The sequence below is a fragment of the Streptomyces griseomycini genome (assembly GCF_014203535.1).
Classification (GTDB): Bacteria; Actinomycetota; Actinomycetes; order Streptomycetales; family Streptomycetaceae; genus Streptomyces; species Streptomyces griseomycini.
Genome location: NZ_JACHJI010000009.1, coordinates 76,883 through 103,247, shown reverse-complemented (window position 1 = coordinate 103,247; position 26,365 = coordinate 76,883). Strand labels below are relative to the sequence as shown.

Genomic DNA, 26,365 nt, shown 5'->3' with positions numbered 1-26,365 from the left:
GACCAGGTCGAACGGAGGGCACCGCGTGACACCGCAACGGGGATGGGCACGGCGACTGGCCGGATACGCGTGGCGGCACCCCAGGGACGTCGTCCTGGCCCTCGGCTCCTCCCTCGGCGGCATGGCCGTGATGGCGCTGGTCCCGCTGATCACCAAGGTGATCATCGACGACGTGATCGGCGACCACAGCCGCGCCATGGCCCCCTGGGCGGGCGCCCTGATCGGTGCCGCGCTCGTCGTCTACGTCCTCACCTACGTCCGCCGCTACTACGGCGGCCGGCTCGCCCTCGACGTCCAGCACGACCTGCGGACCGAGATGTACGGGACGATCACCCGGCTCGACGGCAGACGCCAGGACGAGCTGTCCACCGGGCAGGTCGTCGGACGGGCCACCAGCGACCTCCAGCTGATCCAGGGCCTGCTCTTCATGCTGCCGATGACCATCGGCAACCTCCTGCTGTTCCTGATCTCCCTGGTGATCATGGCGTGGCTGTCACCGGCGCTCACCCTCGTCGCCCTCGCCGTCGCCCCCGCCCTGTGGTGGATCGCCAGGCGCAGCCGCACCCGGCTGCACCCCTCCACCTGGTACGCGCAGGCCCAGGCGGCCGCCGTGGCCGGCGTGGTCGACGGCGCGGTCAGCGGCGTCCGCGTGGTGAAGGGCTTCGGGCAGGAGGACCAGGAGACCGGCAAGCTGCGCGAGGTCGGCCGGCGGCTGTACGCGGGGCGGCTGCGCACCATCCGGCTGAACTCCCGGTACACCCCCGCCCTCCAGGCCGTCCCCGCCCTCGGCCAGGTGGCGATGCTGGCGCTCGGCGGGTGGCTGGCCGTGCGCGGGAACATCACGCTGGGCACGTTCGTCGCCTTCTCCACCTACCTCGCCCAGCTCGTCGGCCCGGTCCGGATGCTCGCGATGGTCCTCACCGTCGGCCAGCAGGCCCGTGCGAGCACCGAGCGCGTGCTGGAGCTGGTCGACACCGAGCCGTCCCTGACCGACGGCACCAAGGAGCTGCCCGCCGACGCGCCCGCGACCGTCGAGTTCGACGACGTCTCCTTCGGCTACGACCCCGAGCACCCCGTCCTCGACGGCCTCTCCTTCGAGATCCGCCCCGGCGAGACCCTCGCGGTCGTCGGCGCCTCCGGCTCCGGCAAGTCCACCGTCTCCCTGCTCCTGCCGCGCTTCTACGACGTCACGCGCGGCGCGGTCCTCGTCGGCGGCCACGACGTGCGCGAGCTGACCGCCGAGTCCCTGCGGGCGGCGATCGGCCTGGTCCCGGAGGACTCCTTCCTCTTCTCCGACACCGTGCGCGCCAACATCGCCTACGGCCGCCCGGACGCCACCGACGAGCAGATCACCGCCGCCGCCCGCGCGGCGCAGGCCGACCGGTTCATCACCGAGCTGCCCGACGGCTACGACACCACCGTCGGCGAGCACGGCCTGACCCTCTCCGGCGGCCAGCGCCAGCGCATCGCGCTCGCCCGCGCGATCCTCACCGACCCGCGCCTGCTGGTCCTGGACGACGCGACCTCCGCCGTGGACGCGCGCGTCGAGCACGAGATCCACGAGGCGCTGAAGGAGGTCATGCGGGGCCGTACCACCCTGCTGATCGCCCACCGCCGCTCCACCCTCAACCTGGCCGACCGCATCGCCGTCCTCGACGCCGGCCGGCTCGCCGACATCGGCACCCACGACGAGCTCCAGCGGCGCTCGGCCCTCTACCGCCGGCTGCTCACCGACCCCGACGAGCTGGGTGCCGTCTCCCCGGGCCACACCCCGCCCGCCGGACCGCAGGAGGAGGACACCTCCGTCCGCGCGGAGCTGGACGCCGAGTTCGACGCCGAGCGCGGGGTCACGCCCCGGCTGTGGACGGGTGACCGCGAGCCCAAGGACACCGCCCTGTCCGGCACCCCGGCCACCCCGGAACTCCTCGCCCAGGTCGAGGCGCTGCCCCCGGCCACCGACGTCCCCGACGTCGACGAGGCCCGCGCCGTCCGTCCGGAGGACTCCTACGGCCTGCGCCGCCTGCTGCGCGGCTTCGGCCTGCCGCTCCTGGTCAGCCTCGGGCTCGTCGCCGTGGACGCCGGCATGGGCCTGCTGCTGCCGGTGCTGATCCGGCACGGCATCGACCAGGGCGTCACCCAGGCCGCCCTCGGCGCGGTCTGGGCCGCCTCACTGCTCGCCCTGCTCGCCGTGGTCGCCCAGTGGGCGGCGCAGACCGGCGAGATCCGGATGACCGGACGCACCGGCGAGCGCGTCCTGTACGCGCTCCGGCTGAAGATCTTCGCCCAGCTCCAGCGGCTCGGCCTCGACTACTACGAGCGCGAGCTGACCGGCCGGATCATGACCCGGATGACCACCGACGTCGACGCCCTGTCCACGTTCCTGCAGACGGGCCTGGTGACGGCGTTCGTCTCGGTGGTCACCTTCTTCGGCATCATGGTCGCCCTGCTGGTGATCGACGTGCAGCTCGCCCTGGTCGTCTTCGCCACGCTGCCCCCGCTGGTCGTCGCCACGTACTTCTTCCGCCGGGCCAGCGTGAAGGCGTACGAGCTGGCCCGCGAGCGCGTGTCCGTGGTCAACGCCGACCTGCAGGAGTCGGTGGCCGGGCTGCGGATCGTGCAGGCCTTCCGCCGGGAGCGGGACGGCGGCCGCCGGTTCGCCGAGCGCAGCGCGAGCTACCGCGGCGCCCGGGTCCGGGGCCAGTGGCTGATCTCGGTCTACTTCCCGTTCGTGCAGTTCCTGTCCTCGACGGCGGCCGCGGCGGTGCTGATCGTGGGCGGCGCCCGGGTCGACGACGGGACGCTGACGACCGGTGCGCTGGTGGCGTACCTGCTCTACATCGACCTGTTCTTCGCCCCCGTGCAGCAGCTCTCCCAGGTCTTCGACGGCTACCAGCAGGCGTCCGTCTCGCTCGGCCGCATCCAGGAGCTGCTGCGCGAGCCGACCTCCACCAGGACCGCCGACAAACCGCTCGACGTGCCGTCCCTGCGCGGGGAGATCGCCTTCGAGGACGTGCACTTCGCCTACGGGACCGGTGACGAGGCCGAGGAGGCGCTCGGCGGGATCGACCTGCGCATCCCCGCCGGACAGACCGTCGCCTTCGTCGGCGAGACCGGCGCCGGCAAGTCCACCCTGGTCAAGCTGGTGGCCCGGTTCTACGACCCCACCGGCGGCCGGGTCACCGTCGACGGCACGGACGTGCGGGACCTGGACATCACGGCGTACCGGCACCGGCTCGGCGTCGTCCCGCAGGAGGCGTACCTCTTCCCCGGCACCGTCCGCGACGCCATCGCCTACGGCCGCCCGGACGCCACCGACGCGGAGGTGGAGGCGGCGGCCCGCGCGGTCGGCGCGCACGAGATGATCGCCACCCTGGAGGGCGGCTACCTGCACGAGGTCGCCGAGCGCGGCCGCAACCTCTCCGCCGGACAGCGCCAGCTGATCGCGCTGGCCCGCGCCGAGCTCGTCGACCCGGACATCCTGCTGCTCGACGAGGCCACGGCGGCGCTGGATCTGGCCACCGAGGCCCAGGTCAACCAGGCCACCGACCGGCTGGCGGGCCGCCGCACCACGCTGGTCGTCGCCCACCGCCTGACCACCGCCGCCCGCGCCGACCGGGTGGTCGTCATGGACCACGGGCGGGTCGCGGAGGACGGCACGCACGAGGAGCTGCTGGCCCGCGACGGGCGGTACGCCGAGCTGTGGCGGACGTTCATCGGGCAGGCCGAGCCGGAGGAGCCGGTCGGCGCCTCCCGGTGACCTCCGTGCCGGGTGCGCAACCATCCGGCCTACGCCACGCGTCCGTACACCCGTACGCCGTTGGTCGCGGCAGGCGCGGTACGGGAAGGGACGACAGTGGGCAGTGGAGCGATACGCCGGCGACTCGCGCTCGGCCTGGCCGTGCTGACCGCCGCGGGGCTGCTCGCCGTCGCCGCACCGGGCGACGCGCACGCCGCCGCGCACTGCCCCGGACGCAAGGTGCGCACCCTGCCGTTCTCCACCGGCTCGGTGGTCGTCTACAAGCGCGGCGGCTACGTCTGCGCCGTCACCCTCGCCGGGAAGCCCGGCACCCCGCGGAAGATGTCGGTGAGCGTGCGGGCGCGCGGCGGCCGGGCGGTCGTCGACGAGGGCCGCTTCAAGTACCACGCCGGCCCGGTGACCGTGCACGCCGGACGCCGCTGCGTGTGGGTGAAGGGCGGGGTCGGGGGCGGGGCGGTCAGCTCCGGCTGGATCCTGTGCTGAACTCCCCGCCCGCACAGGGTTTTCCCTATGTCCCCTGGTGCTGCGGGGAGTCGGTCCGCTAGCTTCCGGCGCACATCTGTCTCACAGGGGAGTGCGCATGCGCAAGGCGCTCAGATGGCTGCTGGCGCTCGCGGTGCTCATAGGCACCATGAGCACGGCCGGGGCGGCCACCGCCGCCGAGCCGGAGGCCACCGGCACCACCGACATCAAGGAGAGACTGCTCTCCGTTCCGGGCATGAGCCTGATCGAGGAGAAGCCGTACACCGGCTACCGCTTCTTCGTCCTGAACTACACCCAGCCGGTCGACCACCGCAGGCCCTCGAAGGGCACGTTCCAGCAGCGGATCACGGTGCTGCACAAGGACGTCACCCGGCCGACCGTCTTCCACACCGGCGGCTACAGCGTCTCCACCACGCCCCGCCGCAGCGAGCCGACCCAGATCGTGGACGGCAACCAGGTCTCCATGGAGTACCGCTTCTTCACCCCGTCCCGGCCCGACCCGGCCGACTGGTCCAAGCTGGACATCTGGCAGGCCGCCAGCGACCAGCACCGCATCTTCACGGCGCTGAAGAAGATCTACCCCGAGAACTGGATCTCCACCGGCGGCTCCAAGGGCGGCATGACCGCCACCTACTACGAGCGCTTCTACCCGCGCGACATGGACGGCGTCGTCGCCTACGTCGCCCCCAACGACGTGGTGAACAAGGAGGACTCGGCCTACGACCGCTTCTTCGCCCGCGTCGGCACCGAGGAGTGCCGCGACCGGCTGAACGGGGTGCAGCGCGAGGCGCTGGTGCGCCGTGAGCCGCTGAAGGAGAAGTACGAGGCGTACGCCGCCGAGAACGGCTACACCTTCGACACCATCGGCAGCCTGGACCGGGCGTACGAGGCCGTCGTCCTCGACTACGTGTGGGGCTTCTGGCAGTACAGCACCCTGGCCGACTGCGAGCAGATCCCGGCGGACGCGGAGAACGCCACCGACGAGGAGATCTGGGACTCCGTCAACACCGTCTCCGGCTTCTCGTTCTACACCGACCAGGGCCTGAGCCCGTACACGCCGTACTACTACCAGGCGGGTACGCAGCTGGGCGCGCCGACGATCCGCTTCCCGCACATCGAGAAGAAGTACGTCCGCTACGGCTACCAGCCGCCGCGCAACTTCGTCCCCCGCTCGATCCCGATGGAGTTCGAGCCGTCGGCCATGCGGGACGTCGACCGCTGGGTCCGCCACAACGCGCGGCACATGCTGTTCGTCTACGGCGAGAACGACCCGTGGGGCGCCGAGCCGTTCCGCCTGGGACACGGTGCGCGTGACTCCTACGTCCTCACCGCCCCCGGCATGAACCACGGCGCCAACGTGGCCGGTCTGGCCGCGAAGGAGAAGGCGTTCGCCACGGCCCGCATCCTCGACTGGGCGGGCGTCGCCCCGAGCGCGGTCCGGGAGAACCCGGCGGCGGCCAAGCCGCTGGCGAAGTTCGACGCCAAGCTGGACAAGCGCGGCGTGGAGCACGAGCGGACGCTGCGCCCGTAGGGCGCGCCGACCGGGCGGCACTCCACCGGACGGGACTACACCGGGCGGGCGCAGCCCACCGGTGTCGTCCCGCCGAGCCGCACGTAGAGGGCCGTGGACGCCGGGCACTCCGACCGGCTGTCCACGGCCTTCGTCACCTTGTACTGCGGCTTCCGCTCGCCCGTGCCGTCGCACGCCGTCTCGCGGACCTTGCCGTCGCCCAGGTCGTGGACGCAGTCCCCGACGATGGTGCGCGGACCGCCCCCGCCGCCCGGATCGCCCGGGTGCGGCGGCTGGAGGTTGCGCATGCAGGCGTAGCCCTGCGGCACCGCGCCGTCGCCGTCCTCGTCGGAGGAGGGGCGCTGCTCGCTGATGTGCAGCACGAAGTCCGTGGTCGCCGGGCAGCGCGGCCCGTCGCGCACGGTGCCGTCGTGGCGGGCGACGACCCGGGCCGCGGCCCGTTCGCTCGCGCAGGACACCTCGGTGAAGCTGGTCCGGCCGAAGGAGCTGCACTCGTCGATCGCGAGGAACACCGCCCCGTACCCGGACGGCCGGGCCGGTGCCGGCGACGCGGTCGCCGTCCGCCGCTCGCCGGGGCGGTCCTCCCGCCCGGTGCCGCCGCCCGGTGCGCTCTGACAGCCCGTCAGCAGGGCCGCGAGCACGCACACCGCCACCGGATAAGTTCTCACCCGCATCGCCATCCCCCCGAACACCCCCGTCCAGCGTGACCCGCCGCAGCGGGCCACGCCAGACGGACGGGGTGCTTTGCGCATGTTGGGGACGGTGCGCCGGGTGTGCGGCGTACGCGGGCTACGACCGCGTCGGTACGCGCGGCGGGGTCACCGGTACCGCAGCCCGTGCCCGACGGGATACAGCACCGTCGCCGGGTCGTCCGCCCGCTGCACCGGCACCGGCAGCGTCCCGCGCGGATCCACGCGGCCCGCGATCACCCGTGCCGCCGCCCGCAGTTCGACGTCGGTCCAGGAGTACGCCGCGAGGTACGCCGGGACGCCGGGCAGGTGGGCCACGTCGTACGGGTTGCGGATCGCCACCGCCACCACCGGCCGGCCGGTCGCCAGGAGCTGCTCGACCAGCGTCTTCTGGCGGCTGCCCGCCGTGACGTTGTACGTCCCGACGACCACCGCGTCCGCGTCCCGCGCCGCCGCCACCGCCGCGGCGACGGTCGCGGCGGACGGCGCGGTGCCGGTGGACAGGGCGGTGGCGGTGAAGCCCAGCCCGGTCAGCGCGTCCGCGAGCACACCGGTCGGCGGCCCGGTGGTACCGGACGGCGAGGCCGGATCGGCGCCGACCACCAGCAGCTTCGGCTGCCTGCGCCGGGACAGCGGCAGCAGGCCGCCCTCGTTGACCAGCAGGGTGGTGGTGCGTTCGGCGACCCGGTCGGCCGCGGCCAGGTGCGCGCGGGTGCCGACGGCGCGGTCGACGCCGGCGTGGCTGACGTAGGGGTCCTCGAACAGGCCCAGCTTCGCCTTCAGCCGCAGGACGCGCAGGATCGACTCGTCGAGCCGGTCCTCGGTGAGCTCGCCGTCCCGGACGGCCCGCAGCACCGCGTTCCAGGCGACGTCCAGGGAGGGCGGGTTGAGGAGCTGGTCCACGCCCGCCTTCAGGGCCAGCACCGGCACCCGGTCGTCGCCGTACTTGGTGCGCACGCCCTCCATGCCGAGGGAGTCGGTGACCACGACCCCGTCGTAGCCGAGCTCCTCGCGCAGGATGCCGGTGAGGATCGGGCGGGAGAGGGTGGCCGGGTCCTCGGAGCCGTCGAGCGACGGGACGACGATGTGGGCCGTCATGATCGAGTCGATGCCCGCGGCGATCGCGGCCTCGAACGGCGGGGCGTCGAGCCGCTCCCACTCCTCGCGGGTGTGGTGGATGTACGGGAGCTTGGCGTGGCTGTCGTCGACCGTGTCGCCGTGCCCGGGGAAGTGCTTGGCGGTCGCCGCCACCCCCGAGTGCTGGTACCCGGCGACCTCGGCGGCCACCAGCCGCGCCACGGCGCCCGGTTCGGATCCGAAGGACCGGACGCCGATGACCGGGTTGGCCGGGTCGACGTTCACGTCGGCCACCGGGGAGTAGTTCTGGCGGATGCCCAGGGCGCGCAGTTCGCGCCCGGCGATCCGGCCGAGGGTGCGGGCGTCGGACCGCGAACCGCCCGCGCCGACGGCCATCGCGCCGGGGAACAGGGTGGCGGGCTCGCCCACGCGGGCCACGATGCCGTGCTCCTGGTCGGTGGAGACCAGCACCGGCAGCCCGCGCGGCAGACCGAGGGACGCCTTCTGGATGCCGTTGGACAGGTCGGCGATCTGGTGCGGCTCGCGGGTGTTGTGCGCCCAGGCGAAGTAGATGATGCCGCCGACCCGGTACTTCTCGAGCAGTTCGGCGGCCGTGCGGACGCCGATCTCCCGGAGGTTGGCGTCGACGTCGGCCTGGTCCGGGTCGGTGGCGGAGTGGCCGTAGACCCGCATCACGAACAGCTGGCCGACCTTCTCCTCGAGCGTCATCCGGGAGACGAGGGCGCGCAGCCTTCTGTCGTCGGGGGCGGAGGGACCGGCGGCGCGGGCGGTGCCGGCGGCCGCCAGGGCGGTGGTGACGCCCGCCGTCGCGGCGAGGACGGTGCGTCTGGACGGACGTGCGGTGTTTCCCGTGCTTCCCGTGCTGCTGTCGGGCACGTGCGCTCCTTTGGGAGGTGATCCGCGGGGACCGGGGATCCACTGAAGGAAACTGCCAGGAGGTCACCAATATCCGGGAAGTTTCTGCCAGTCAAGGGAATGCACAGTAACCGGGGAGGGGCCGTCATCGGCGCAGTCGGAGGGGGGCGCGCCGATGACGGCGTGCTGCCGGCCGCGGCACGGCGGAGAGGGTAGGTCAGCGATCGCAGCCAGCAGCGAGGGCCGACACCGCACCACGGAGACTCATCCGGCAGCCTGCACATGGGACGGGCGGGGGCCCGGACGGGTTCCCCGCTCCCGGCGGATTTCCCGAAGTCGGGACCGGGGGTTCGGCTGGGGTCAGCGGGGCGTGTGCGCCGAGACCTCGGGCCAGTGCGCGCGCAGCGTGCGGACCGTCTCCGCGATCGCCGGGCGGCGGGCCGCGCCCGTGCGCCACAGCGCGTACAGCCGCCGTACGGGCAGGGGGTCGAGCGGCACCTCCACCACCCCCTCGGGCAGCGGGCCGCGCCCCAGCCGGGGGATCAGCGCGACGCCGAGCCCGGCCGCGACCAGGGCGACCAGGGTCGGGTTCTCGTCGGCCTGGTGGACGATCTCGGGTTCGTGCCCGGCGGTGCGCAGGGTGCGCACCAGCCACTCGTGACAGACCCGCCCCGGCGGCTGGCAGATCCACCGCTCGCCTCCCAGCTCCTCCCGCCGCACCGCCGTGCGCCCCGCGAACGGGTGCCCCTCGGGCACCAGCAGGTCGCACAGGTCGTCCCCGATGACCGCCTGCTCCACGCCCGCCGGGGCCGGCAGCGGGGCGATGTCCCAGTCGTGCGCGACGACCAGGTCGACCGCGCCCTTGGCCACCAGGTCCACGGAGAGGTGCGGGTCGATCTCGGTGAGCCGGGTGTCGAGCGCGGGGTGCCGCCGGGCCAGGTCGGCCAGCACCGGCGGCATGAGGCCGCGCGCCGCCGACGCGAACGCCGCGACGGTCAGCCGCCCGGCCGGCACCCCGCGCCGCTCCTCCAGCTCGGTCTCCGCCCGCTCCACGATCGCCAGCAGCTCCCGCGCGGCCGCGACGAGCTGGTGCGCCTCGTCGGTCAGCCGCACGCCCCGGCCCTCCCGCTCCAGCAGGACGGTCCGGGTCTCCCGCTCCAGCTTGGCGATCTGCTGGGAGACGGCGGAGGAGGTGTACCCGAGCGCCACCGCGGCGGCGCCGACGGTGCCGTGGACGGAGACGGCGTGCAGGGCGCGCAGACGCTGGAGGTCGAGCATGGACGGCTCCCCGATCGAGCAATCGATTAGCGGTGCTTCATCCAACCATGCAGGAATCGTCGCTGGTGCTGAAGCGTCGCGGGCGGCGACCCTCGACGCATGCGACCTTCCCACCTGCTGCTCGCCGTCCTCGTCAGCGCCGTCTGGGGCGTGAACTTCACCGTCATCGAGATCGGGCTCGACCACTTCCCGCCGCTGCTCTTCTCCGCCCTGCGCTTCCTGGTGGCGGCGCTGCCCGCGGTGTTCCTCGTGGGGCGGCCCAAGGTGGCGTGGAAGTGGGTCGTCGGGGTGGGACTGGCGCTGGGGGTGGCCAAGTTCGGGCTGCTGTTCGTCGGCATGGACGCGGGGATGCCGGGCGGGCTGTCCTCCCTGGTGCTCCAGGTCCAGGCGGTGTTCACGGCCCTGTTCGCCTTCGCCCTCCTCGGCGAACGCCCCTCCCGCGTCCGCCTGGTGGGCATGGCGGTGGCGCTGGCGGGGATCGGCGTCGCGGCGGTCGACGAGGGCGCCTCGGGCCCGCTCGGCGGCTTCGCCCTGGTCGTCGCGGCGGCGGCCTGCTGGGGCGTCTCGAACATCCTGACCCGCAGGGCGGCGCCCCCGGACGCCCTGAACTTCATGATCTGGGTGAGTACGGTGCCGGTGCTCCCGCTGCTGGCCCTGTCGCTCCTGCTGGAGGGCCCCGAACGGGACCTCGAGGCGCTGGCCGGCCTGGACTGGCGGGGCGCGGGCACGGTGCTCTTCGTCGCCTGGATCGCCACGGTGTTCGGCTTCGGCGCCTGGGGGTGGCTGCTGCGCCGCCACCCCGCCTCCACGGTCGCGCCCTTCTCCCTGCTGGTGCCGGTCTTCGGGATGTCGTCGGCCGCGCTGTTCCTGGGCGAGGCGGTGACCCCGCTCCGGTGGTGCGCGGCGGCGCTGCTGGTGGGCGGCGTGGCGATGGCGTCGGTGACGCGGCGCCCCCCGGCCCCTTCGGTCCCCGCCGCGGACGCCCCGGCGCCGGAGGCGGCCGCCGGCCGGTCGTGAGGGGCGCGTGCGGCGCCGGGAAACCCGTTCGACGGCGCGGGGCGGGTACGGAAGACTTCCCGGCGTTCCACGAAGGCCGGCCCGGGTGGCCGCGGAGGGAGGGCACACGGTGGGTTTCGTCCTGGAAGGTCCCGTTCTCCAGGGGGCGTCGGTGCGGCTGGAGCCGCTGGAGCACCGGCACGCGGCCGACCTGGCCCTGGCGGCGGAGGAGGACCGGGACACCTACGCGTACACCTGGGTGCCGAGGGCCGGCGAGGTCGGCGCCTACGTCGACGCGCAGCTCGCCCGCGCGGCGACCGGCCGGCTGGCCCCCTACGCGCAGGTCTCGCTCGCCACGGGCCGGGCGGTGGGCGCCACGTCGTACTGGGAGCCCCGCTCCTGGCGGGACGACGACCGGCTCGACGCGATCGAGGTCGGCTTCACCTGGCTGGCCCGGTCCGCCCAGGGCACGGGCCTGAACGCCGAGTCCAAGCTCCTCCTCTTCGGCCACGCCTTCGAGCAGTGGGGCGTCGCGCGCGTCGACCTGAAGACGGACGCCCGCAACACCCGTTCCCGCACGGCGATCGAGCGCACGGGCGCCCGCCTCGAGGGCGTGCTGCGCAACTGGTCCCGCTCCTGGGCGCCGGGCGAGGAGGGCCGGCTGCGCGACTCCGCGATCTACTCGATCACGGCCGGGGAGTGGCCGGAGTGCCGGCGCCGGCTGGAGGAGCGGGTGACTGCGGGCACGGCGAGAACGGCGTGACCCGGGGCGCCGCGCACCCCGGCCGGGCAAGGGGCGCCCGACGCGCCGGCCACGGACCCGGGGCGTGGTGTTTCCGGTGGCGGGCCGGGACTGTGGTGCTCCCGCCGGGGAGCCGGGGGGCGTGGTGCGCCCCGGTGGTGGGCCGAGGGTGCGGTGCTCCCGGCGGGGAACCGAGGGCCGTGGGGCTTCCCGGAGGTGGGCCGGGGGCTGTGGTGTGCCCCGGAGGTGGGCCGGGGCCGTGATCCTCCCGGCGGGAACCGGAGCCGTGGTGCTTTCGGCGGCGGGGCGGCGTGTGGTCGCCCTACGGTGACGGCCCGTGGGGGGCGGTCGATGCGGTGCGGCCGGTCAGTGCTCTTCCGGCGCGGGCGCGCCGTCGCGCAACTCCGGCGTGCTCGCGCCGACGTGGAACACCGCGAGCAGGCACAGCAGCCCGCCGACCACCAGGGCCGTCGCGCCCGAGGTCGCGCCGGCCACCAGCCCCGCACGCACGTTGCCCAGGTGGGGACCGGCCTGTCCGACGATCGTCTCGGCGGCCGTGACCCGGCCCAGCAGGGCGTCGGGTGTGCGGGTCTGCACGATCGTGGTGCGGGAGAGCACCGACAGGGCGTCGGCCGCGCCGGCCAGGACCAGCAGCCCCAGGCCCGCCCACGGGCTGCTCGTGAGGCCGAACGCGGCCAGCGCGGCACCCCAGGCGCCCGCGCCCCAGAGCATGACGAGGCCGGGCCGGCCCCGGTGGGTCACCGCACCGGAGAGCGCGGACGCCAGGACGCCGCCGACCGCGAGTGCCGACAGGAACAGGCCGAGCGTGCGCGGATCGCCGCCGAAACGCTCCTCGTTGACCAGCGGGAAGAGACTGGTGGGCATCGACAGGACCGTCGCGGCGAGGTCGGTGGCGAGCGCGCCGCGCACCACCCGGTGGCCGGCCATGAAGCGCAGGCCGTCCAGCACCCCGTGCAGACCGGCCCGTGACGGCTCCCCCTCGGGCGGCAGCGCGGGCAGACCGAACGCGCCGTAGAAGGAGAGGAGGAAGCTCAGCGCGTCGATCAGGTAGCAGACGCCGATGCCGAACCAGCCGAGCAGCAGGCCCCCGAGCGCGGGGCCGACGAGCATCATCGCCTGGCCGGTGACCTGGTTGAGCGCGAGCCCGGCGGCCACCTGCTCCTTGGGCAGCAGGCGCGGGACGAACACCCCGGCCGCGGGAGCGCCGACCGCCGCGCAGGCGGACTGCGCCGCGACCAGCGCGAGCACCCCGGCCACCGGTACGTGCCCGGTGAAGCCCTGGACCGCGAGCAGCAGCGAGCAGACCGCCTGGCCGACCGTCGCGCCCAGGTAGATCCGGCGCCGGTCGCCCCGGTCGGCCCAGGCCCCGGCGAACAGCCCGAAGCAGACCATCGGCAGCGCCTGCGCGAGGCCCACCGCACCGCTCCAGGCCGCGCTGTGCGTCATCTCCCAGACCTGGTACATGACGGTGACCATGGTCATGAAGCTGCCGAGCACGGACACCGTCCGCCCGATCAGCAGCCGCCGGAAGACCGGGGACGTGCGCAGGGGCCGCACGTCGAGCAGGGTGCGGGTGAGGCTCATGACGGGACGGCGGGGAGGGGCGCGGGCTGAGGCACGCGCGGACGCTACCCGCTCGTGCGCGGCCCGGGCGAGTGAATTTCCGGCGCGGGTCCCGCCCGGCGGTCCGCTCCGGCGGCGCCGGTGTGTCAGACCGACTCGTTGAGGAGGCGGGCGAGGTGTTCGCGGCCGGGGGCGAGGAGGCCGGGGAGCGGGGCGGCGTCGGCGTACCAGCGCTTCTCGTACTCCCAGCACAGCCAGCCGTCCCAGTCGTGGCGGGAGAGGACCTCCACGCAGTCGGCCAGGGGGAGGACGCCGGCCCCGAGGGGGAGCGGGGTCGTGTCGTCGGCGGAGGCGATGTCCTTGACCTGGACGTAGCCGAGGTGGGGGGAGAGGGCCGCGAAGCTCTCCACGGGCTGCTCGCCGCCGAGCCAGGTGTGCATCACGTCCCACAGGGCCCCCACCCGGCGGTGGCCGACCAGGCCGAGGACCCGCATCGCGTCGGCGGCGGTGCGGTGCGAGTCGTGGGTCTCCAGCAGGATGCGGACGTCGAGGTCGGCGGCGTACTCGGCGGCCGTGCCCAGCCGGCGGGCGGCCGTCGCGTCCGCCTCCTCGGGGCTCTGCCCGGGGGCGCCGCCCGGGAAGACGCGGACGAAGGGGGCGCCGAGGTCGCGGGCGAGGTCGAGCAGGGCGCGGACCTCGGTGAGGACCGGGTCGTCGTCGCCCGGCGCGGCCACCCGGGCGTACCCGGCGACGCCCAGCACCTCGACCCCGGCCGCCTCGAACGCGGCGGCGGCGTCGGCGCGTTCCGCGGGGGTGAGGCCGGGGTGCACCGGTTCCTCGGGGTGGGCGCGCAGTTCGACGCCGTGGTAGCCGTGTTCGGTCGCGAGGCGGAGCACGTCGGCCAGGGGCAGGCCGGGGACACCGAGGGTGGAGAACGCCAGCTTCATGGGGACGAACCTACCCGCGTCCCCCGGGGCGACTCCCCCTCGTCCCGCGGATGTCGCGCGCGGGCCCGGGCGGAGGAGCGACACCGTGACCGGTGCGCCCGTCCCGCCGGCGCCCCCGTCCCGCCGGTGCGTCCGGGCGGCCGCGTGTCCTGCCGCGAGCGGGTGCTTCGTGGTCGCGCCGTGCCGCCGACGTGCTCAGGGCGGCTGTCACGCCCCTCTCGCCGCCGTGCCCACTCCGCGGGCGCGCCCGCGAGGCCGCCGTGCCCGCCGCCGTGGCGCCACCGCCGGCACCCCGCCGCCTGTGCACCGCCGCCGGCGCGAGGCGGTGGACCGGCGGGCACGGCACCGCGGCGGACGTGGTGCGGCGGCGGGACGTGTGCGGCGGCCGACGCAGCGCCGGGCGCGACGCGTCCCCCGGCGGTGCCGGGCGCGGCCTACGCCCGCGGCGCCCCGCTGGACCCCCGCACCATCAACTCCCCCCGCACCGATGCGACCCCGCCCGGCGGCGGCTCCTCGCGGCCCATGGCGATGCGCCCCGCCCGGGCCCCCGCCTCCGCCAGCGGCAGCCGTACCGTCGTCAGTGCCGGCACCGCGTCGATGCTGAACGGGAGGTCGTCGAAGCCGGCGACCGAGACGTCCCGGGGAATGCTCAGGCCGGAGTCCCGCAGGGCGGCGCACGCACCCAGCGCGACGGTGTCGTTCGCGGCGACGACGGCCGTCAACGACGGGTCCCGGCGCAGGAGTTCCAGCGTGGCCTCGTAACCGGACCGGCGGTCGTAGCGGCCGTGGACGGTCCAGCGCGGGTCCTCCTCGATGCCGTGCGCGGCGAGTGCGGCCCGGTGTCCCTCGAGGCGGTGACGCGTGGTCGTGCGCTCCTCGGGACCCGCGATGTAGCCGAGCCGACGGTGGCCGAGGCCGATCAGGTGCTCGGTCAGTTCCCGGCCGCCCCCGCGGTTGTCGAAGGTCAGCGCGATCGCCCCGGCCTCCGGCGCCGGCGGCCGGCCGCACAGCACCACCCGGGTCCCCGCGTCCGCCAGCTTGCGCAGCTTCGCGTCCATGGCCGCCTTGTGCGGCGCGTCCTCGATCGCACCGCCGGTCAGCACGACCGCCGCCGCCCGCTGCCGCTGGAGCAGGGTGAGGTAGGTCAGTTCGCGCTCCGGGGAGCCGCCCGTGTTGCAGACGACCGCGAGTCTCTCCCCGCCCGCGCGCCCGCCCGGCCCCCCGATCTCGGACTGGATCGCGCTCGCCATGATCCCGAAGAACGGGTCGGCGATGTCGTTCACCAGGATGCCCACCAGGTCGGAGGTGGCGGCGGCCAGGGCGCTCGCGGGGCCGTTGAGCACGTAGTCCAGTTCGTCCACGGCCTTCAGCACCCGCTCGCGGGTGGAGGCGGCCACCGGGTAGTTCCCGTTGAGCACGCGGGACACCGTCGCGGGGGAGACCTGCGCGCGAGCCGCCACGTCCGCCAGGGTCACCGTCATGTCCTCGTCCTCCGCCTCGCGCGTCCCGCCGTACGCCGTCGTGTGCCGTCCTACGCCGCCGTACACACCCACACCCACACCCGTGGTTCCGAACGGACCCACACCCGTGTTCCGAGCAGACCTTACGGCCATACGCCCGATCGTTCGCCCCCTCGAACAAGTCCGGACCGCCGCGGTCTTGTCCGGACCGGCGTTCAGAGGCTAGCTTCTGTCTACATAGAAAGCGCTTGCTGTCACGTTCACCAGTCACCGCGCACCCTTGCCGGGCGCCGGAGGGGCGGCTGGACGTACGCGGCGCGCGAACCGCGTACGAAGGGAACGACGTGACACGCAAAACGGTGCGTATCGCCATGAACGGTGTGACCGGACGCATGGGCTACCGCCAGCACCTCGTCCGCTCCATCCTGGCCCTGCGCGAACAGGGCGGCCTCGACCTCGGCGACGGCACCGTGCTGTGGCCCGAGCCGATCCTGGTCGGCCGCCGCGAGCACGCGCTGCGGGCGCTGGCCGAGCGGCACGGCCTCGACCACGTCTCCACCGACCTGGACGCGGTCCTCGCCGACGACACGGTGGACGTCTACTTCGACGCCCAGGTCACCTCCGCCCGCGAGGACGCCCTCAAGAAGGCGATCGCCGCGGGCAAGCACGTCTACACCGAGAAGCCCACCGCCACCGGCCTCGACGGCGCCCTGGAACTCGCCCGCCTGGCGAACGCGGCCGGCATCAAGCACGGCGTCGTCCAGGACAAGCTGTTCCTCCCCGGCCTGCTCAAGCTCAAGCGCCTCATCGACGGCGGCTTCTTCGGCCGGATCCTCTCCGTGCGGGGCGAGTTCGGCTACTGGGTCTTCGAGGGCGACTGGCAGGACGCCCAGCGCCCGTCCTGGAACTACCGCGCCGAGGACGGCGGCGGCATCGTCGTCGACATGTTCCCGCACTGGGAGTACGTCCTGCACGAGCTGTTCGGCCGCGTGAAGTCCGTCCAGGCCCTCACCGCCACCCACATCCCGCAGCGCTGGGACGAGAACGGCAAGCCCTACGACGCCACCGCCGACGACGCCGCCTACGGCGTCTTCGAACTCGACGGCGGCGCCATCGCCCAGATCAACTCCTCCTGGGCGGTCCGCGTCAACCGCGACGAGCTGGTGGAGTTCCAGGTCGACGGCACCGAGGGCTCCGCGGTCGCCGGGCTGCGCAACTGCCGCGTCCAGCACCGCTCCGCCACCCCCAAGCCCGTCTGGAACCCGGACATCCCCGCCACCGAGGTCTTCCGCGACCAGTGGCAGGAGGTCCCCGACAACGGCGAGTTCGACAACGGCTTCAAGGCCCAGTGGGAGCTGTTCCTCAAGCACGTCTACGCCGACGCCCCCTACCACTGGGACCTGCTGGCCGGCGCCCGCGGCGTCCAGCTCGCCGAACTGGGCCTGAGGTCCTCGGCCGAGGGCCGCCGCCTCGACGTACCGGAGATCGCGCTGTGACCATCCGACTGCCCGACGAGCACGGCCGGCTGCGGACCTACGAACCCCGCACCGAACCCCTCGCCCTCACCCCCGGTGCCCCCTTCACCTCCCGTACGGTCTTCTCGGCCGCGCACGTCGTCGCCGACCCGTACGCCGACACCACCCCCGACTCGCCCGCCGCCGTCGACTGGGACGCCACCCTCGCCTTCCGCCGCCACCTGTGGTCCCACGGCCTGGGCGTCGCCGAGGCCATGGACACCGCCCAGCGCGGCATGGGCCTGGACTGGGCGGGCGCGGCCGAGCTGATCCGCCGCTCCGCCGCCGAGGCGAAGGCGACCGGCGGCCGGATCGCCTGCGGCGTCGGCACCGACCAGATCACCTCCGGCACGCTCGCCGAGGTGCGGGCGGCCTACGAGGAGCAGCTCGCCCTCGTCGAGGAGTCGGGCGCGCAGGCCATCCTGATGGCGTCCCGCGCGCTCGCCGCGACGGCGAAGGGCCCCGAGGACTACCTGGAGGTCTACGGACACCTGCTCCGCCAGGCCACCGAGCCGGTGATCCTGCACTGGCTCGGCCCGATGTTCGACCCGGCGCTCGAGGGCTACTGGGGCTCGTCCGACCTCGACGCCGCCACCGGCACCTTCCTGGAGGTCATCGCCGCCCACCCCGACAAGGTCGACGGCATCAAGGTCTCGCTGCTGGACGCCCGACGGGAGGTCGACCTGCGCCGCCGCCTGCCGAACGGGGTGCGCTGCTACACCGGCGACGACTTCAACTACCCGGAACTGATCGCCGGCGACGAACAGGGCTTCAGCCACGCCCTGCTCGGCGTCTTCGACCCGCTCGGCCCGCTGGCCGCCGAGGCGGTCCGCGTGCTGGACACGGGCGACACCGACGGCTTCCGCACCCTCCTCGACCCCACCGTGGAGCTCTCCCGCCACCTCTTCCAGGCCCCCACCCGCTTCTACAAGACGGGCGTGGTCCTCCTGGCCTGGCTGGCGGGACACCAGAGCCACTTCACGATGGTCGGCGGCCTGCAGTCGGCCCGCTCCCTGCCGCACTTCGCCCGCGCCTACGAACTCGCCGACGGCCTCGGCCTGTTCCCCGACCCCAAGCTCGCCGAGGAACGGATGAGGACCTTGCTGCACCTGTACGGAGTGACCCCGTGACCGCCGACCTCGCGCGCTTCAGCATCAACCAGATGACGGTCAGGCAGCTGTCGCTGCCGGACCTCGTCGCCGCCTGCCGGGACCTGGGCGTCCCGGGCGTGGGCCTGTGGCGCGAGCCCGTCCAGGCGTACGGCGTCGAGGAGGCGGCCGAGCTCGTGCGCGACGCGGGCCTGGCGGTGACCACCCTGTGCCGGGGCGGCTTCCTCACCGCCGTCGACCCCGGCGAGCGGGCCGCCGCCCTGGCCGACAACCGCCGAGCCGTCGACGAGGCGGCCACGCTCGGCACCGACACCCTGGTCCTGGTCTCGGGCGGCCTGCCGGCCGGCTCCAAGGACCTGCGCGGCGCCCGGGAACGCATCGCGGACGCGCTCACCGAACTCGGCCCCTACGCCGAGGAGCACGGGGTGAGACTGGCCATCGAGCCCCTCCACCCCATGTTCGCCTCCGACCGCTGCGTGGTCTCCACCCTCGCCCAGGCCCTCGACCTCGCCGAGCGCTTCCCCGCCCACCAGGTCGGCGTCACCGTCGACACGTACCACATCTGGTGGGACGACACCGCGCCCGCGCAGATCGCCCGCGCGGGCGCCCAGGGCCGCATCCACACCTTCCAGCTCGCCGACTGGACCACCCCGCTGCCCGAGGGCGTCCTCAACGGCCGCGGCCAGATCGGCGACGGCGCGATCGACATGCGGGAGTGGAAGGGGTGCGTGGAGGCCGCCGGGTACACCGGCGCCATCGAGGTCGAGCTGTTCAACGACGCGCTGTGGGCCCGGGACGGGCGCGAGGTGCTCGCCGAGACGGCGGCGCGGTTCGTGGAGCACGCGGCGTAGCGACCGCGCGGAGAGCCCCCGGGAGGCGCCCGTACGGAGGCCTGTGCGGAGGCCCGTGCGTACGGAGCGCAAGCCGTGCGGTGCCGGACCGGACGCCGACGTTCGCCGGCACCGCACGATGCTTCCCCCCTGTTCCCCGCGGTGCACAGCCCCCACTGTGCACGCGCACCAGCATGCGGCACCCGGGCGTCCGCATCCTTGACGGTCCGTGCAGGGATCTTGTCGATTCCCGCAGGACCCGGCGTCACGGGGGGTACCGGCCCGTGTGGTGGTGCCGGTGGTCCGTCGGCGTCATCCCGTACGCGCGGCGGAAGACGCGGCTGAAGGTGGCCGGGTCGGTGAAGCCCCACCGCGCGGCGATGGACCGGACGGAGCGGCCCCGCAGCCGGGGGTCGGCGAGGTCGCGGCGGCAGCGCTCCAGGCGGCGGCGGCGGATCCAGCCGGCCGGGGCCTCCCCCTCCGCCGCGAACAGCTGCTGCAGGTGGCGCACCGAGATGCCGTGCGCCGCCGCGACGGTGGCCGGGGACAGCGACGGGTCGCCCAGGTTCCGGTCGATGAAGTCCCGGATCCGGGCGTGCAGGGCCCTCCGGCGGGACTCCGGGGGCAGCGCGTCCTCGGAGTCCAGGCAGCCGCCGAGCACGGAGGCGAGCAGGTCCGTGGTCACCGAGGCCAGCGCGGGTGCGTCGTCCTGCGTGAACTCGTCGGCCCGCCGGGCGGTGTCGGCCAGCCAGCGGTACAGCGTGCCGCCCATGCCCCGGTCCACCGGGACCGGCACGGCCAGCAGCCGCCGGACCGCGCGGGGCGGCAGCGGTAACCGGGCCCGGGGAACGCTGACGACCACCGTGGTGGACCGCTCCGACGTCCTGTTGATCCGGACGTCGTAGGGGAGGCTGCTGTCGGCCACCATGAGGTGACCCGCCCCGAACACCGACTCCTTGCCGTCCTGCGCCATCCCGCCGTCGCCGGTGAGATGACAGTTGATCTGGTAGACCTCGGGGTCGAACCGCCGGATGGTCCGCGGGGTGCGCACGGTGTCCAGCTGCGGCAGGTCCAGCTCGGCGATCTGCAGCTCGCCGAGCGGCAGGACCCGCATCACGGCCCGGAAGTCGTCGCTGCGCTCACTGCGCAGCAGGTTGGGGACGTGCGTCCGGGTGGCGACGTCCTGCCACAGGTCCCACCGCTCGGCGGGCGGCACGGTCTCGGTCCGGAACTCCTGCACCAGCATCGCCCACGGCCCTCCACGCGTACCGGACGGCTGTTTCCTGCCCGGAGGACATCGTAGGGAACCGGGCCGGAAAAAATCCGGAGAGACCGTGCAACCCTCCGCGCACTTCGCCGGTCGTACTGTGCGTCAGGACTTCTGGAGGGGGACCCGGGGGGGCTTGAGGGGTTCTGACGGGGGAGGGAACCGAGGGGGCCCGGTCGACGGACCGGCCCCCTCGAAGTTTCAGGGTTTCAGAAGAAGACGCCGCAGCGCAGCAGCACGTTCGCGTACGGCCGTGCCTCGCCGGTGCGGACGACGAGCCGCGCGCCGGCCGTCAGCTCCTTGAGCCGCTCGTGCGGCACCAGCTCCAGCCCGGGGAAGTGCCCCGCCAGCAGGTCCGCCGCCGCCGGATTGGCCTGCCGCACCTCGGCCGCCGCCGTGGCGCCCTCGACCACCAGCTCCTCCAGCAGCCCTTCGACCACCTCGGCGAAGGACGGCACCCCGGCCCGGAAGGCCAGGTCCACCACCTGCGGCCCGTCGGGTACCGGCAGGCCGACGTCGCACACCACCACCCCGTCGCCGTGCCCGAGCCCGGCCAGCGCGCCGGAGAGGTGGCGGTTGAGGATTCCGCGCTTCTTCACAGCGCCGCGACCTCCTGCGCGGTCGGGAAGGAGGCCTGCGCGCCCTCCTTGGTGACGGTCGCCGCCCCGACCCGGGCCGCGTACGCCGCCGCCTCGGCCAGGGACGCGCCCGCGCCGAGCCGCCAGGCCAGCGCGGCGGTGAACGCGTCACCCGCACCGGTGGTGTCCACGGCGCGCACCTTCACGGACGCCACGCGCGAGACCCCGTCCGACGAGGCCACCAGGGCGCCCTCCCCGCCCAGCGTCACCACCACCGAGCGCGGGCCCTTCGCCAGCAGCAGCCGCGCCCAGTCCTCCGGCTCCTCGCCCCCGCGCGCCTCGCCCAGGATCACCCTGGCCTCGTGCTCGTTGACGATCAGCGGGTCGCAGGCCGCCAGCACCTCGGACGGCAGCGGGCGCGGCGGCGAGGGGTTCAGCACGAACCGGCTGCCCGGAGCCAGGTTCCGCACCACCTCCACCACCGTCTCCAGCGGGATCTCCAGCTGCGCGGAGACCACCCGGGAGGCGTGGAAGAGGCTCGCCGCCGCGCGCACGTCCGCCGGCGCCAGCCGGCCGTTGGCGCCCGGTGAGACGACGATGCTGTTGTCCCCCGACGGGTCCACGGTGATCAGCGCGACCCCGGTCGGCGCCCCGCCCACCAGCACGCCCACCGTGTCCACCCCGGCCGCCCGCTGCGAGTCCAGCAGCAGCCGCCCGTGCCCGTCGTCGCCGACCCGGGCCAGCAGGGCCGTACGGGCCCCGAGCCGGGCGGCCGCGACCGCCTGGTTCGCTCCCTTGCCGCCCGGGTGGACGGCCAGGTCGGAGCCCAGCACCGTCTCCCCGGCGCCCGGCCGGCGCTCGACGCCGATCACCAGGTCGGCGTTGGCCGATCCGACGACCAGGAGGTCGTAGTCGTTCATGAAGTGGCTCCCCACGTGAATCGTGCGGGGGCGGGCGGTCGCCGTGACCGCCCGCCCCCGGTCCTGTCGCCGGTGTCAGCCGCCGAAGCCGGCCACGTTCTCCTTCGTGACCACCTTCACCGGGACCTTCACCGTCTCGCTGACCTTCTCGCCCTCCGCCGCGCGCAGCGCGTTGTCCACCGCGATCCTGCCGAGTTCCCTCGGCACCTGCGCGACGGACGCGTACAGCGTGCCCTCCTGGACCGCCCTGAGGCCGTCCGGCGTGCCGTCGAACCCGACGACCTGGACCGACTTGCCGGCCTTGGAGCCGAGCGCCTTGATCGCGCCGAGCGCCATCTCGTCGTTCTCGGCGAACACGCCGTCGACGTCCGGGTGGGCCTGGAGCAGGTTGGTCATCACGTCGAGGCCCTTGGTGCGGTCGAAGTCGGCGGGCTGCTTGGCGACCACCTCGATGCCCGGGTAGTCCTTCAGGCCCTCGGCGAAGCCCGCGCCGCGCTCCCGGCTGGCGGAGGTGCCGGCCTGGCCCTGGAGGATCACGATGGTGCCCTCGCCGCCCAGCTTCTCGGCGAGCGCCTTCGCGCCCAGCCGGCCGCCGGCGACGTTGTCGGAGGCGACCAGGGCGGCCGTCTCGGCCCCGTTGACGCCCCGGTCCACGGCGATCACGGGGATGTCGGAGTTGTTGGCGGAGCGCACCGAGGGGCCGGCCGCGTCCGAGTCCACCGGGTTGACGACGATCGCGCCGAGGCTCCCGCTGGTGAAGTTCTGCAGGTGGTTGGCCTGCTGGGAGGCGTCGTTCTGCGCGTCCGTGACGGTCAGGTCCACGCCCCGCTTCTTCGCCTCAGCCTCCGCGCCGTCCCGGATCTGCACGAAGAACGGGTTGTTCAGGGTCGACAGGGACAGGCCGATCCTCTCGTTCCTCGCCGCCGGGGAGCCGTTGTGCAGGAAGGACATCGCGCCGACGACCGCCGCCGCGACCACCGCGGCCAGGACGTAGGTCGCCGCCTGCTTCCCGCGGTTCCCCCCGCCGGACGTGCCGGCCGCCGCCGGGGTGGCCCCCGCCTTGCGGCGCAGCGTGTCGAGGAGCACCGCCAGCGCGATCACGACGCCGATGACGACCTGCTGCCAGAACGCCGACACCGACAGCAGGTTCAGGCCGTTGCGCAGCACCGCCAGGATCAGCGCGCCGATCAGCGTCCCGGACGCCTTGCCGGTGCCGCCCGCCAGCGAGGCGCCGCCGATGACGACCGCGGCGATCGCGTCCAGCTCGTAGCCCTGCGCGGCCTGCGGCTGCGCGGAGGACAGCCGGGCGGCGAGCACGATGCCCGCGGCGGCGGCGAACAGGCCGGACAGCGCGTAGATGGCGAGCTTCTGCTTCTTCACCCGCAGCCCGGACAGCCGGGCCGCCTCCTCGTTGCCGCCGATGGCGTACATGGAGCGGCCGATGTACGTCCGGCCCAGGACGAACGCCGTGAGCAGCCCCAGGGCGACCATCACCAGCACCGGTACCGGCAGCCAGCCGCCGAGGGTGTCGCCGAGGTGCGAGACGGAGTCCGGGAAGGCGATCGGGGAGCCCTGCGAGATCACCAGGGACAGACCGCGCGCCACCGACAGCATGGCCAGCGTCGCGATGAACGACGGCAGTTTCCCGTACGAGACCAGGAAGCCGTTGACCAGGCCGCAGGCGATGCCGGTGGCGACGGCCAGGAGCACCGCGAGGACGACCGGGACGCCCTGTGAGGTGGCGCTCCAGGCCAGCACGGTGGCCGAGAGGGCGGCGACCGAGCCGACCGACAGGTCGATGCCCGCGGAGACGATCACGAAGGTGACGCCGAAGGCGAGGATCGCGGTGACCGCCGCCTGCACACCGATGTTGAGCAGGTTGTCGGCCGTCAGGAAGTCGCCGGACAGCGCCGACATGGCGATGACCAGGACGATGAGCGCGGTGAGCGCCCCGTTGTCGAGGAGCAGGCGGCGCAGGCCGCCGCCCGAGGCGCCACCCGCGCCCGTCGAGCTCTTGAGCGTGTCAGCGGCCACGGGGGGCCTCCTTGTCGGTCGTGCCGTCGTCGGTGTCGTCGGTGTCGGCGGTGTCGGTGGTGTCGGCGGGGGTGCCGACGGCGAGCGCCATCACGGCGTCCTGGGTCGCCTGTTCGGCGGGGAGCTCGCCCGCGATCCGCCCCTGGGCCATCACCAGCACCCGGTCGCTCATGCCGAGCACCTCGGGCAGGTCGCTGGAGATCATCAGGACGGCGGCGCCGGCGGCGGTGAGCTCGTTGACGAGCTGGTAGATCTCGACCTTGGCGCCGACGTCGATGCCGCGCGTGGGCTCGTCGAGGATGAGCACCTTGGTGTCCGCCAGCAGCCACTTGCCGATGACGACCTTCTGCTGGTTGCCGCCGGAGAGCGTGCGCACGTGCTGCCCGAGGCCCGCCATCCGCACGCCGAGCTGTTCGGCGATCCGGGCCGCCGCCGCGCGCTGCCCCTTGAGGTCGACGAGCCCCGCGCGGGTGGCGGACCGGAGGGTGACCAGCCCGAGGTTCTCCTCGACGGAGGCGTCCAGGACGAGTCCCTGGCCCTTGCGGTCCTCGGGGACCAGCCCGATGCCCGCCGCCATGGCGGCGTTCACGTCGTGGCGGCGCAGCGCGCCGCCCGCGACCTCCACGCTCCCCCGGTCGTAGGGGTCGGCGCCGAACACGGCCCGCACGACCTCGGTGCGGCCGGCCCCGACCAGGCCCGCGATGCCGACCACCTCCCCGGCGTGCACCTCGAAGCTCACGTCGTGGAACACGCCGTCGCGGGTGAGTCCCTCGACCCGCAGCAGCGCCTCGCCGGTCTCCGGCCGCATCCGCGGGTACTGCTGCTCGATCGACCGCCCGACCATGAGCCGGACGAGCTCGTCCTCGGGCGTGGAGGCGGGCACCTGCCCGACGCTGCGGCCGTCCCGGATGACGGTGACGCGGTCGCCCAGGGCGGCGATCTCCTCCAGGTGGTGCGTGATGAACACGATGCCGACGCCGTCCTCGCGCAGCCTGCGCACGATGGCGAACAGCTTCTCGACCTCCTCGGAGGTCAGCACGGCGGTCGGCTCGTCCATGATCAGCACGCGCGCGTCCAGGCTGAGGGCCTTGGCGATCTCGACCATCTGCAGGCGCGCGATGCCCAGTTCGCGCACCCGCGCGCGGGGCGGGACGTTGACGCCGACGCGCTCCAGGAGGACGGCGGCCTCGGCCTCCATCGTCTTCCGGTCGATCATCCCGAAGCGGCGCGGCTGCCGCCCCAGGAAGATGTTCTCGGCGACCGTCAGGTCGGGGACGAGGTTGAACTCCTGGTAGATGGTGGCGATCCCGAGCCGCTCGGAGTCCTGCGCACCGTCGATGCGCACCTCCTCGCCGCCGGCCAGGATCCGGCCGGCGTCGGGCGTGTAGGCGCCGGAGAGCATCTTGATCAGGGTGCTCTTGCCCGCGCCGTTCTCGCCGAGCAGCACGTGCACCTCGCCCCGGCGCAGGTCGAAGTCGACGCCGTCGAGGGCGACCACGCCCGGGAAGGTCTTGCGGATGCCCTCGATGCGCAGCAACTCGTCCGGGTCGCTCACGACGTACTCCTTCGTACGGGGGACGGGGGTGGTGCGGGATCCGGCTCGCCGCACGAGCGGCGGACGACGAGCCGGGCGGGGAGGGTGACGGACTCGCCGGGCCGGCCCTCGACGCGGTCGACCAGCGCGCGCACGGCGGCCCGCCCCAGCTCACCCGTGGGCTGGGCGATCGCGGTGACCGGAGGGTCGGTGTGCACGAACCAGCGGATGTCGTCGAACGCGGCCAGCGCGATGTCGTCGGGCACCCGCAGCCCGCGCGCGCGGACGGCGTCCAGCGCGCCGAGCGCCATCAGGTTGTCGGCGGCGAAGACCACCTCGGGCGGCTCGGGCAGGTCGAGGAACCCCTCGGTGACCCGGCGCCCGCTCTCGGCCTGGAAGTCGCCCTGGCCGATGTAGGCCTCGGGGAGTTCCAGTCCGTGCTCGCGCAGCGCCGCGCGGAAGGCGTCCACGCGTTCCCGGCCGGTCGTGGTGGCCGCCGGGCCCGCGATGATCGCCAGCCGCCGGTGCCCGAGCCGGTGCAGGTGCGTCACGAGGTCCCGCACGGCCGCCTGCCCGTCCGACCGTACGACCGGCACGTCCACGCCCGGGATCCACCGGTCGACGAACACCATCGGCGTGCCCGCGCGGGCGGCGTCCAGCATGCGCGGCGAGCCGCCGTCGGTGGGGGAGACGAGCAGTCCGTCGATGCGCCGGTCCAGCAGGGTGGTGACGTGGTGGTCCTGGAGGTCGGGCCGCTCGTCGGCGTTGCCGATGATCACGCTGTAGCCGAGCGCGCGGGCCTCCTCCTCGACGGAGCGGGCCAGCTCGGTGAAGTACGGGTTCATGACGTCGCTGATGACCAGCCCGAGGGTGCGGGTCTGGTCGGTGCGCAGCGACCGGGCGACGGCGTTCGGGCGGTAGCCCAGCGCCTCGACGGCGGCCAGCACGCGCGTACGGGCGTCCGGGCTGACCGACGGGTGGTCGTTCAGGACACGCGACACCGTGGCGACGGACAGCCCGGCCGCGGCGGCGACGTCCTTGATGCTCGCCATCGCCGTTCCACCTCCTCGTGGAATCGATTACACGAGGGATTGGAAACGATTACACGGAGGATGGCAAGGGGCTGAGGGATGGCCGAAACCGAATCGTGACCGGGGTG

Annotated in this window: 20 protein-coding genes; 8 read left to right on the top strand and 12 right to left on the bottom strand. The window is 74.1% G+C overall.

The window, feature by feature from the left end; all coding sequences use genetic code 11:
• The first annotated feature begins 25 nt into the window (after nucleotides 1-25).
• From FHS37_RS24945 to FHS37_RS24935, 3 genes are all read left to right on the top strand, one after another.
• Nucleotides 26-3,757: an ABC transporter ATP-binding protein gene (locus FHS37_RS24945; RefSeq protein ID WP_184825048.1), complete on the top strand. Its 3,732-nt coding sequence runs from the start codon at nucleotides 26-28 to the stop codon at nucleotides 3,755-3,757.
• Nucleotides 3,758-3,853: 96 nt separating this feature from the next.
• Nucleotides 3,854-4,240 carry a hypothetical protein gene (locus tag FHS37_RS24940; RefSeq protein WP_184825046.1) on the top strand — a complete coding sequence of 129 codons (387 nt, stop codon included), beginning with the start codon at nucleotides 3,854-3,856 and terminating at the stop codon, nucleotides 4,238-4,240.
• Nucleotides 4,241-4,337: 97 nt separating this feature from the next.
• Nucleotides 4,338-5,771, top strand: a complete 1,434-nt coding sequence (locus tag FHS37_RS24935) for a S28 family serine protease (protein WP_184825044.1) — start codon at nucleotides 4,338-4,340, stop codon at nucleotides 5,769-5,771.
• Between the two features lie 35 nt (nucleotides 5,772-5,806).
• Here the strand turns inward: FHS37_RS24935 and FHS37_RS24930 are convergent, their stop codons facing one another.
• The 3 genes from FHS37_RS24930 to FHS37_RS24920 all read right to left on the bottom strand — a co-directional run bounded on the left by FHS37_RS24930 (nucleotide 5,807) and on the right by FHS37_RS24920 (nucleotide 9,691).
• Nucleotides 5,807-6,445, bottom strand: a complete 639-nt coding sequence (locus FHS37_RS24930) for a hypothetical protein (protein WP_373304200.1) — start codon at nucleotides 6,443-6,445, stop codon at nucleotides 5,807-5,809.
• A 144-nt stretch (nucleotides 6,446-6,589) separates the two neighbouring features.
• Complete coding sequence (locus tag FHS37_RS24925) at nucleotides 6,590-8,434, bottom strand: glycoside hydrolase family 3 protein (protein ID WP_184825040.1); 1,845 nt, start codon at nucleotides 8,432-8,434, stop codon at nucleotides 6,590-6,592.
• Between the two features lie 339 nt (nucleotides 8,435-8,773).
• On the bottom strand, nucleotides 8,774-9,691 hold the full coding sequence (locus FHS37_RS24920) for a LysR family transcriptional regulator (protein ID WP_184825038.1): 918 nt from the start codon (nucleotides 9,689-9,691) through the stop codon (nucleotides 8,774-8,776).
• A 99-nt stretch (nucleotides 9,692-9,790) separates the two neighbouring features.
• Between FHS37_RS24920 and FHS37_RS24915 the strand changes: the two genes are divergently transcribed.
• A complete protein-coding gene (locus FHS37_RS24915) occupies nucleotides 9,791-10,708 on the top strand; it encodes an EamA family transporter (RefSeq protein WP_184825037.1) in 918 nt (305 codons plus the stop codon).
• A 109-nt stretch (nucleotides 10,709-10,817) separates the two neighbouring features.
• Nucleotides 10,818-11,450 carry a GNAT family N-acetyltransferase gene (locus FHS37_RS24910; protein ID WP_184825035.1) on the top strand — a complete coding sequence of 211 codons (633 nt, stop codon included), beginning with the start codon at nucleotides 10,818-10,820 and terminating at the stop codon, nucleotides 11,448-11,450.
• Nucleotides 11,451-11,795: 345 nt separating this feature from the next.
• Here FHS37_RS24910 and FHS37_RS24905 read toward each other — a convergent pair whose 3' ends face one another.
• The 3 genes from FHS37_RS24905 to FHS37_RS24895 form a co-directional block, all read right to left on the bottom strand.
• Nucleotides 11,796-13,034, bottom strand: a complete 1,239-nt coding sequence (locus FHS37_RS24905; protein WP_184825034.1) for an MFS transporter — start codon at nucleotides 13,032-13,034, stop codon at nucleotides 11,796-11,798.
• A gap of 125 nt (nucleotides 13,035-13,159) precedes the next feature.
• Nucleotides 13,160-13,960 (bottom strand): sugar phosphate isomerase/epimerase family protein, encoded by an 801-nt coding sequence (locus tag FHS37_RS24900; RefSeq protein WP_184825033.1) that lies wholly within the window; start codon nucleotides 13,958-13,960, stop codon nucleotides 13,160-13,162.
• 434 nt (nucleotides 13,961-14,394) lie between these two features.
• Nucleotides 14,395-15,441, bottom strand: a complete 1,047-nt coding sequence (locus FHS37_RS24895; protein WP_184825032.1) for a LacI family DNA-binding transcriptional regulator — start codon at nucleotides 15,439-15,441, stop codon at nucleotides 14,395-14,397.
• A gap of 323 nt (nucleotides 15,442-15,764) precedes the next feature.
• Here FHS37_RS24895 and FHS37_RS24890 point away from each other — a divergent pair, with 323 nt between their 5' ends.
• From FHS37_RS24890 to FHS37_RS24880, 3 genes are read left to right on the top strand one after another with little or no spacing between them, the layout of a single operon-like run.
• The gene (locus FHS37_RS24890; RefSeq protein WP_184825031.1) at nucleotides 15,765-16,916 is read left to right on the top strand and encodes a Gfo/Idh/MocA family protein; all 1,152 of its coding nucleotides are present in this window, start codon (nucleotides 15,765-15,767) and stop codon (nucleotides 16,914-16,916) included.
• Nucleotides 16,913-18,064 (top strand): dihydrodipicolinate synthase family protein, encoded by a 1,152-nt coding sequence (locus tag FHS37_RS24885; protein ID WP_184825030.1) that lies wholly within the window; start codon nucleotides 16,913-16,915, stop codon nucleotides 18,062-18,064. Before FHS37_RS24890 ends, FHS37_RS24885 begins: the two co-directional genes overlap by 4 nt.
• 32 nt (nucleotides 18,065-18,096) lie before the next feature.
• On the top strand, nucleotides 18,097-18,894 hold the full coding sequence (locus FHS37_RS24880; protein ID WP_184825471.1) for a sugar phosphate isomerase/epimerase family protein: 798 nt from the start codon (nucleotides 18,097-18,099) through the stop codon (nucleotides 18,892-18,894).
• Between the two features lie 244 nt (nucleotides 18,895-19,138).
• On the opposite strand, the gene FHS37_RS24875 is transcribed toward FHS37_RS24880, so the two are convergent.
• The 6 genes from FHS37_RS24875 to FHS37_RS24850 all read right to left on the bottom strand — a co-directional run bounded on the left by FHS37_RS24875 (nucleotide 19,139) and on the right by FHS37_RS24850 (nucleotide 26,258).
• Entirely contained in the window at nucleotides 19,139-20,119 is a 981-nt protein-coding gene (locus tag FHS37_RS24875; protein ID WP_184825029.1) for an AraC-like ligand-binding domain-containing protein, read from the bottom strand.
• Between the two features lie 230 nt (nucleotides 20,120-20,349).
• Entirely contained in the window at nucleotides 20,350-20,739 is a 390-nt protein-coding gene (rbsD, locus tag FHS37_RS24870; protein WP_184825027.1) for a D-ribose pyranase, read from the bottom strand.
• Nucleotides 20,736-21,638, bottom strand: coding sequence for a ribokinase (locus FHS37_RS39830; protein ID WP_184825025.1), 903 nt, complete (start codon nucleotides 21,636-21,638; stop codon nucleotides 20,736-20,738). The genes rbsD and FHS37_RS39830 overlap by 4 nt, the downstream gene beginning before the upstream one ends.
• A 75-nt stretch (nucleotides 21,639-21,713) precedes the next feature.
• Entirely contained in the window at nucleotides 21,714-23,672 is a 1,959-nt protein-coding gene (locus tag FHS37_RS24860; protein WP_184825023.1) for an ABC transporter permease/substrate-binding protein, read from the bottom strand.
• Nucleotides 23,662-25,227: a sugar ABC transporter ATP-binding protein gene (locus FHS37_RS24855; protein WP_184825022.1), complete on the bottom strand. Its 1,566-nt coding sequence runs from the start codon at nucleotides 25,225-25,227 to the stop codon at nucleotides 23,662-23,664. The genes FHS37_RS24860 and FHS37_RS24855 overlap by 11 nt, the downstream gene beginning before the upstream one ends.
• Nucleotides 25,224-26,258 carry a LacI family DNA-binding transcriptional regulator gene (locus tag FHS37_RS24850; protein WP_184825020.1) on the bottom strand — a complete coding sequence of 345 codons (1,035 nt, stop codon included), beginning with the start codon at nucleotides 26,256-26,258 and terminating at the stop codon, nucleotides 25,224-25,226. Before FHS37_RS24850 ends, FHS37_RS24855 begins: the two co-directional genes overlap by 4 nt.
• Nucleotides 26,259-26,365 lie beyond the last annotated feature (107 nt).

Bases quoted from the DNA above. Each gene is read 5' to 3' on its own strand.
- FHS37_RS24935 (WP_184825044.1), top strand. From the start codon at position 4,338: ATGCGCAAGGCGCTCAGATGGCTGCTGGCGCTCGCGGTGCTCATAGGC.
- FHS37_RS24930 (WP_373304200.1), bottom strand. From the start codon at position 6,445: ATGCGGGTGAGAACTTATCCGGTGGCGGTGTGCGTGCTCGCGGCCCTG.
- FHS37_RS24920 (WP_184825038.1), bottom strand. From the start codon at position 9,691: ATGCTCGACCTCCAGCGTCTGCGCGCCCTGCACGCCGTCTCCGTCCAC.
- FHS37_RS24915 (WP_184825037.1), top strand. From the start codon at position 9,791: ATGCGACCTTCCCACCTGCTGCTCGCCGTCCTCGTCAGCGCCGTCTGG.
- FHS37_RS24905 (WP_184825034.1), bottom strand. From the start codon at position 13,034: ATGAGCCTCACCCGCACCCTGCTCGACGTGCGGCCCCTGCGCACGTCC.
- FHS37_RS24900 (WP_184825033.1), bottom strand. From the start codon at position 13,960: ATGAAGCTGGCGTTCTCCACCCTCGGTGTCCCCGGCCTGCCCCTGGCC.
- FHS37_RS24895 (WP_184825032.1), bottom strand. From the start codon at position 15,441: ATGACGGTGACCCTGGCGGACGTGGCGGCTCGCGCGCAGGTCTCCCCC.
- FHS37_RS24880 (WP_184825471.1), top strand. From the start codon at position 18,097: ATGACGGTCAGGCAGCTGTCGCTGCCGGACCTCGTCGCCGCCTGCCGG.
- FHS37_RS24875 (WP_184825029.1), bottom strand. From the start codon at position 20,119: ATGCTGGTGCAGGAGTTCCGGACCGAGACCGTGCCGCCCGCCGAGCGG.
- FHS37_RS39830 (WP_184825025.1), bottom strand. From the start codon at position 21,638: ATGAACGACTACGACCTCCTGGTCGTCGGATCGGCCAACGCCGACCTG.
- FHS37_RS24850 (WP_184825020.1), bottom strand. From the start codon at position 26,258: ATGGCGAGCATCAAGGACGTCGCCGCCGCGGCCGGGCTGTCCGTCGCC.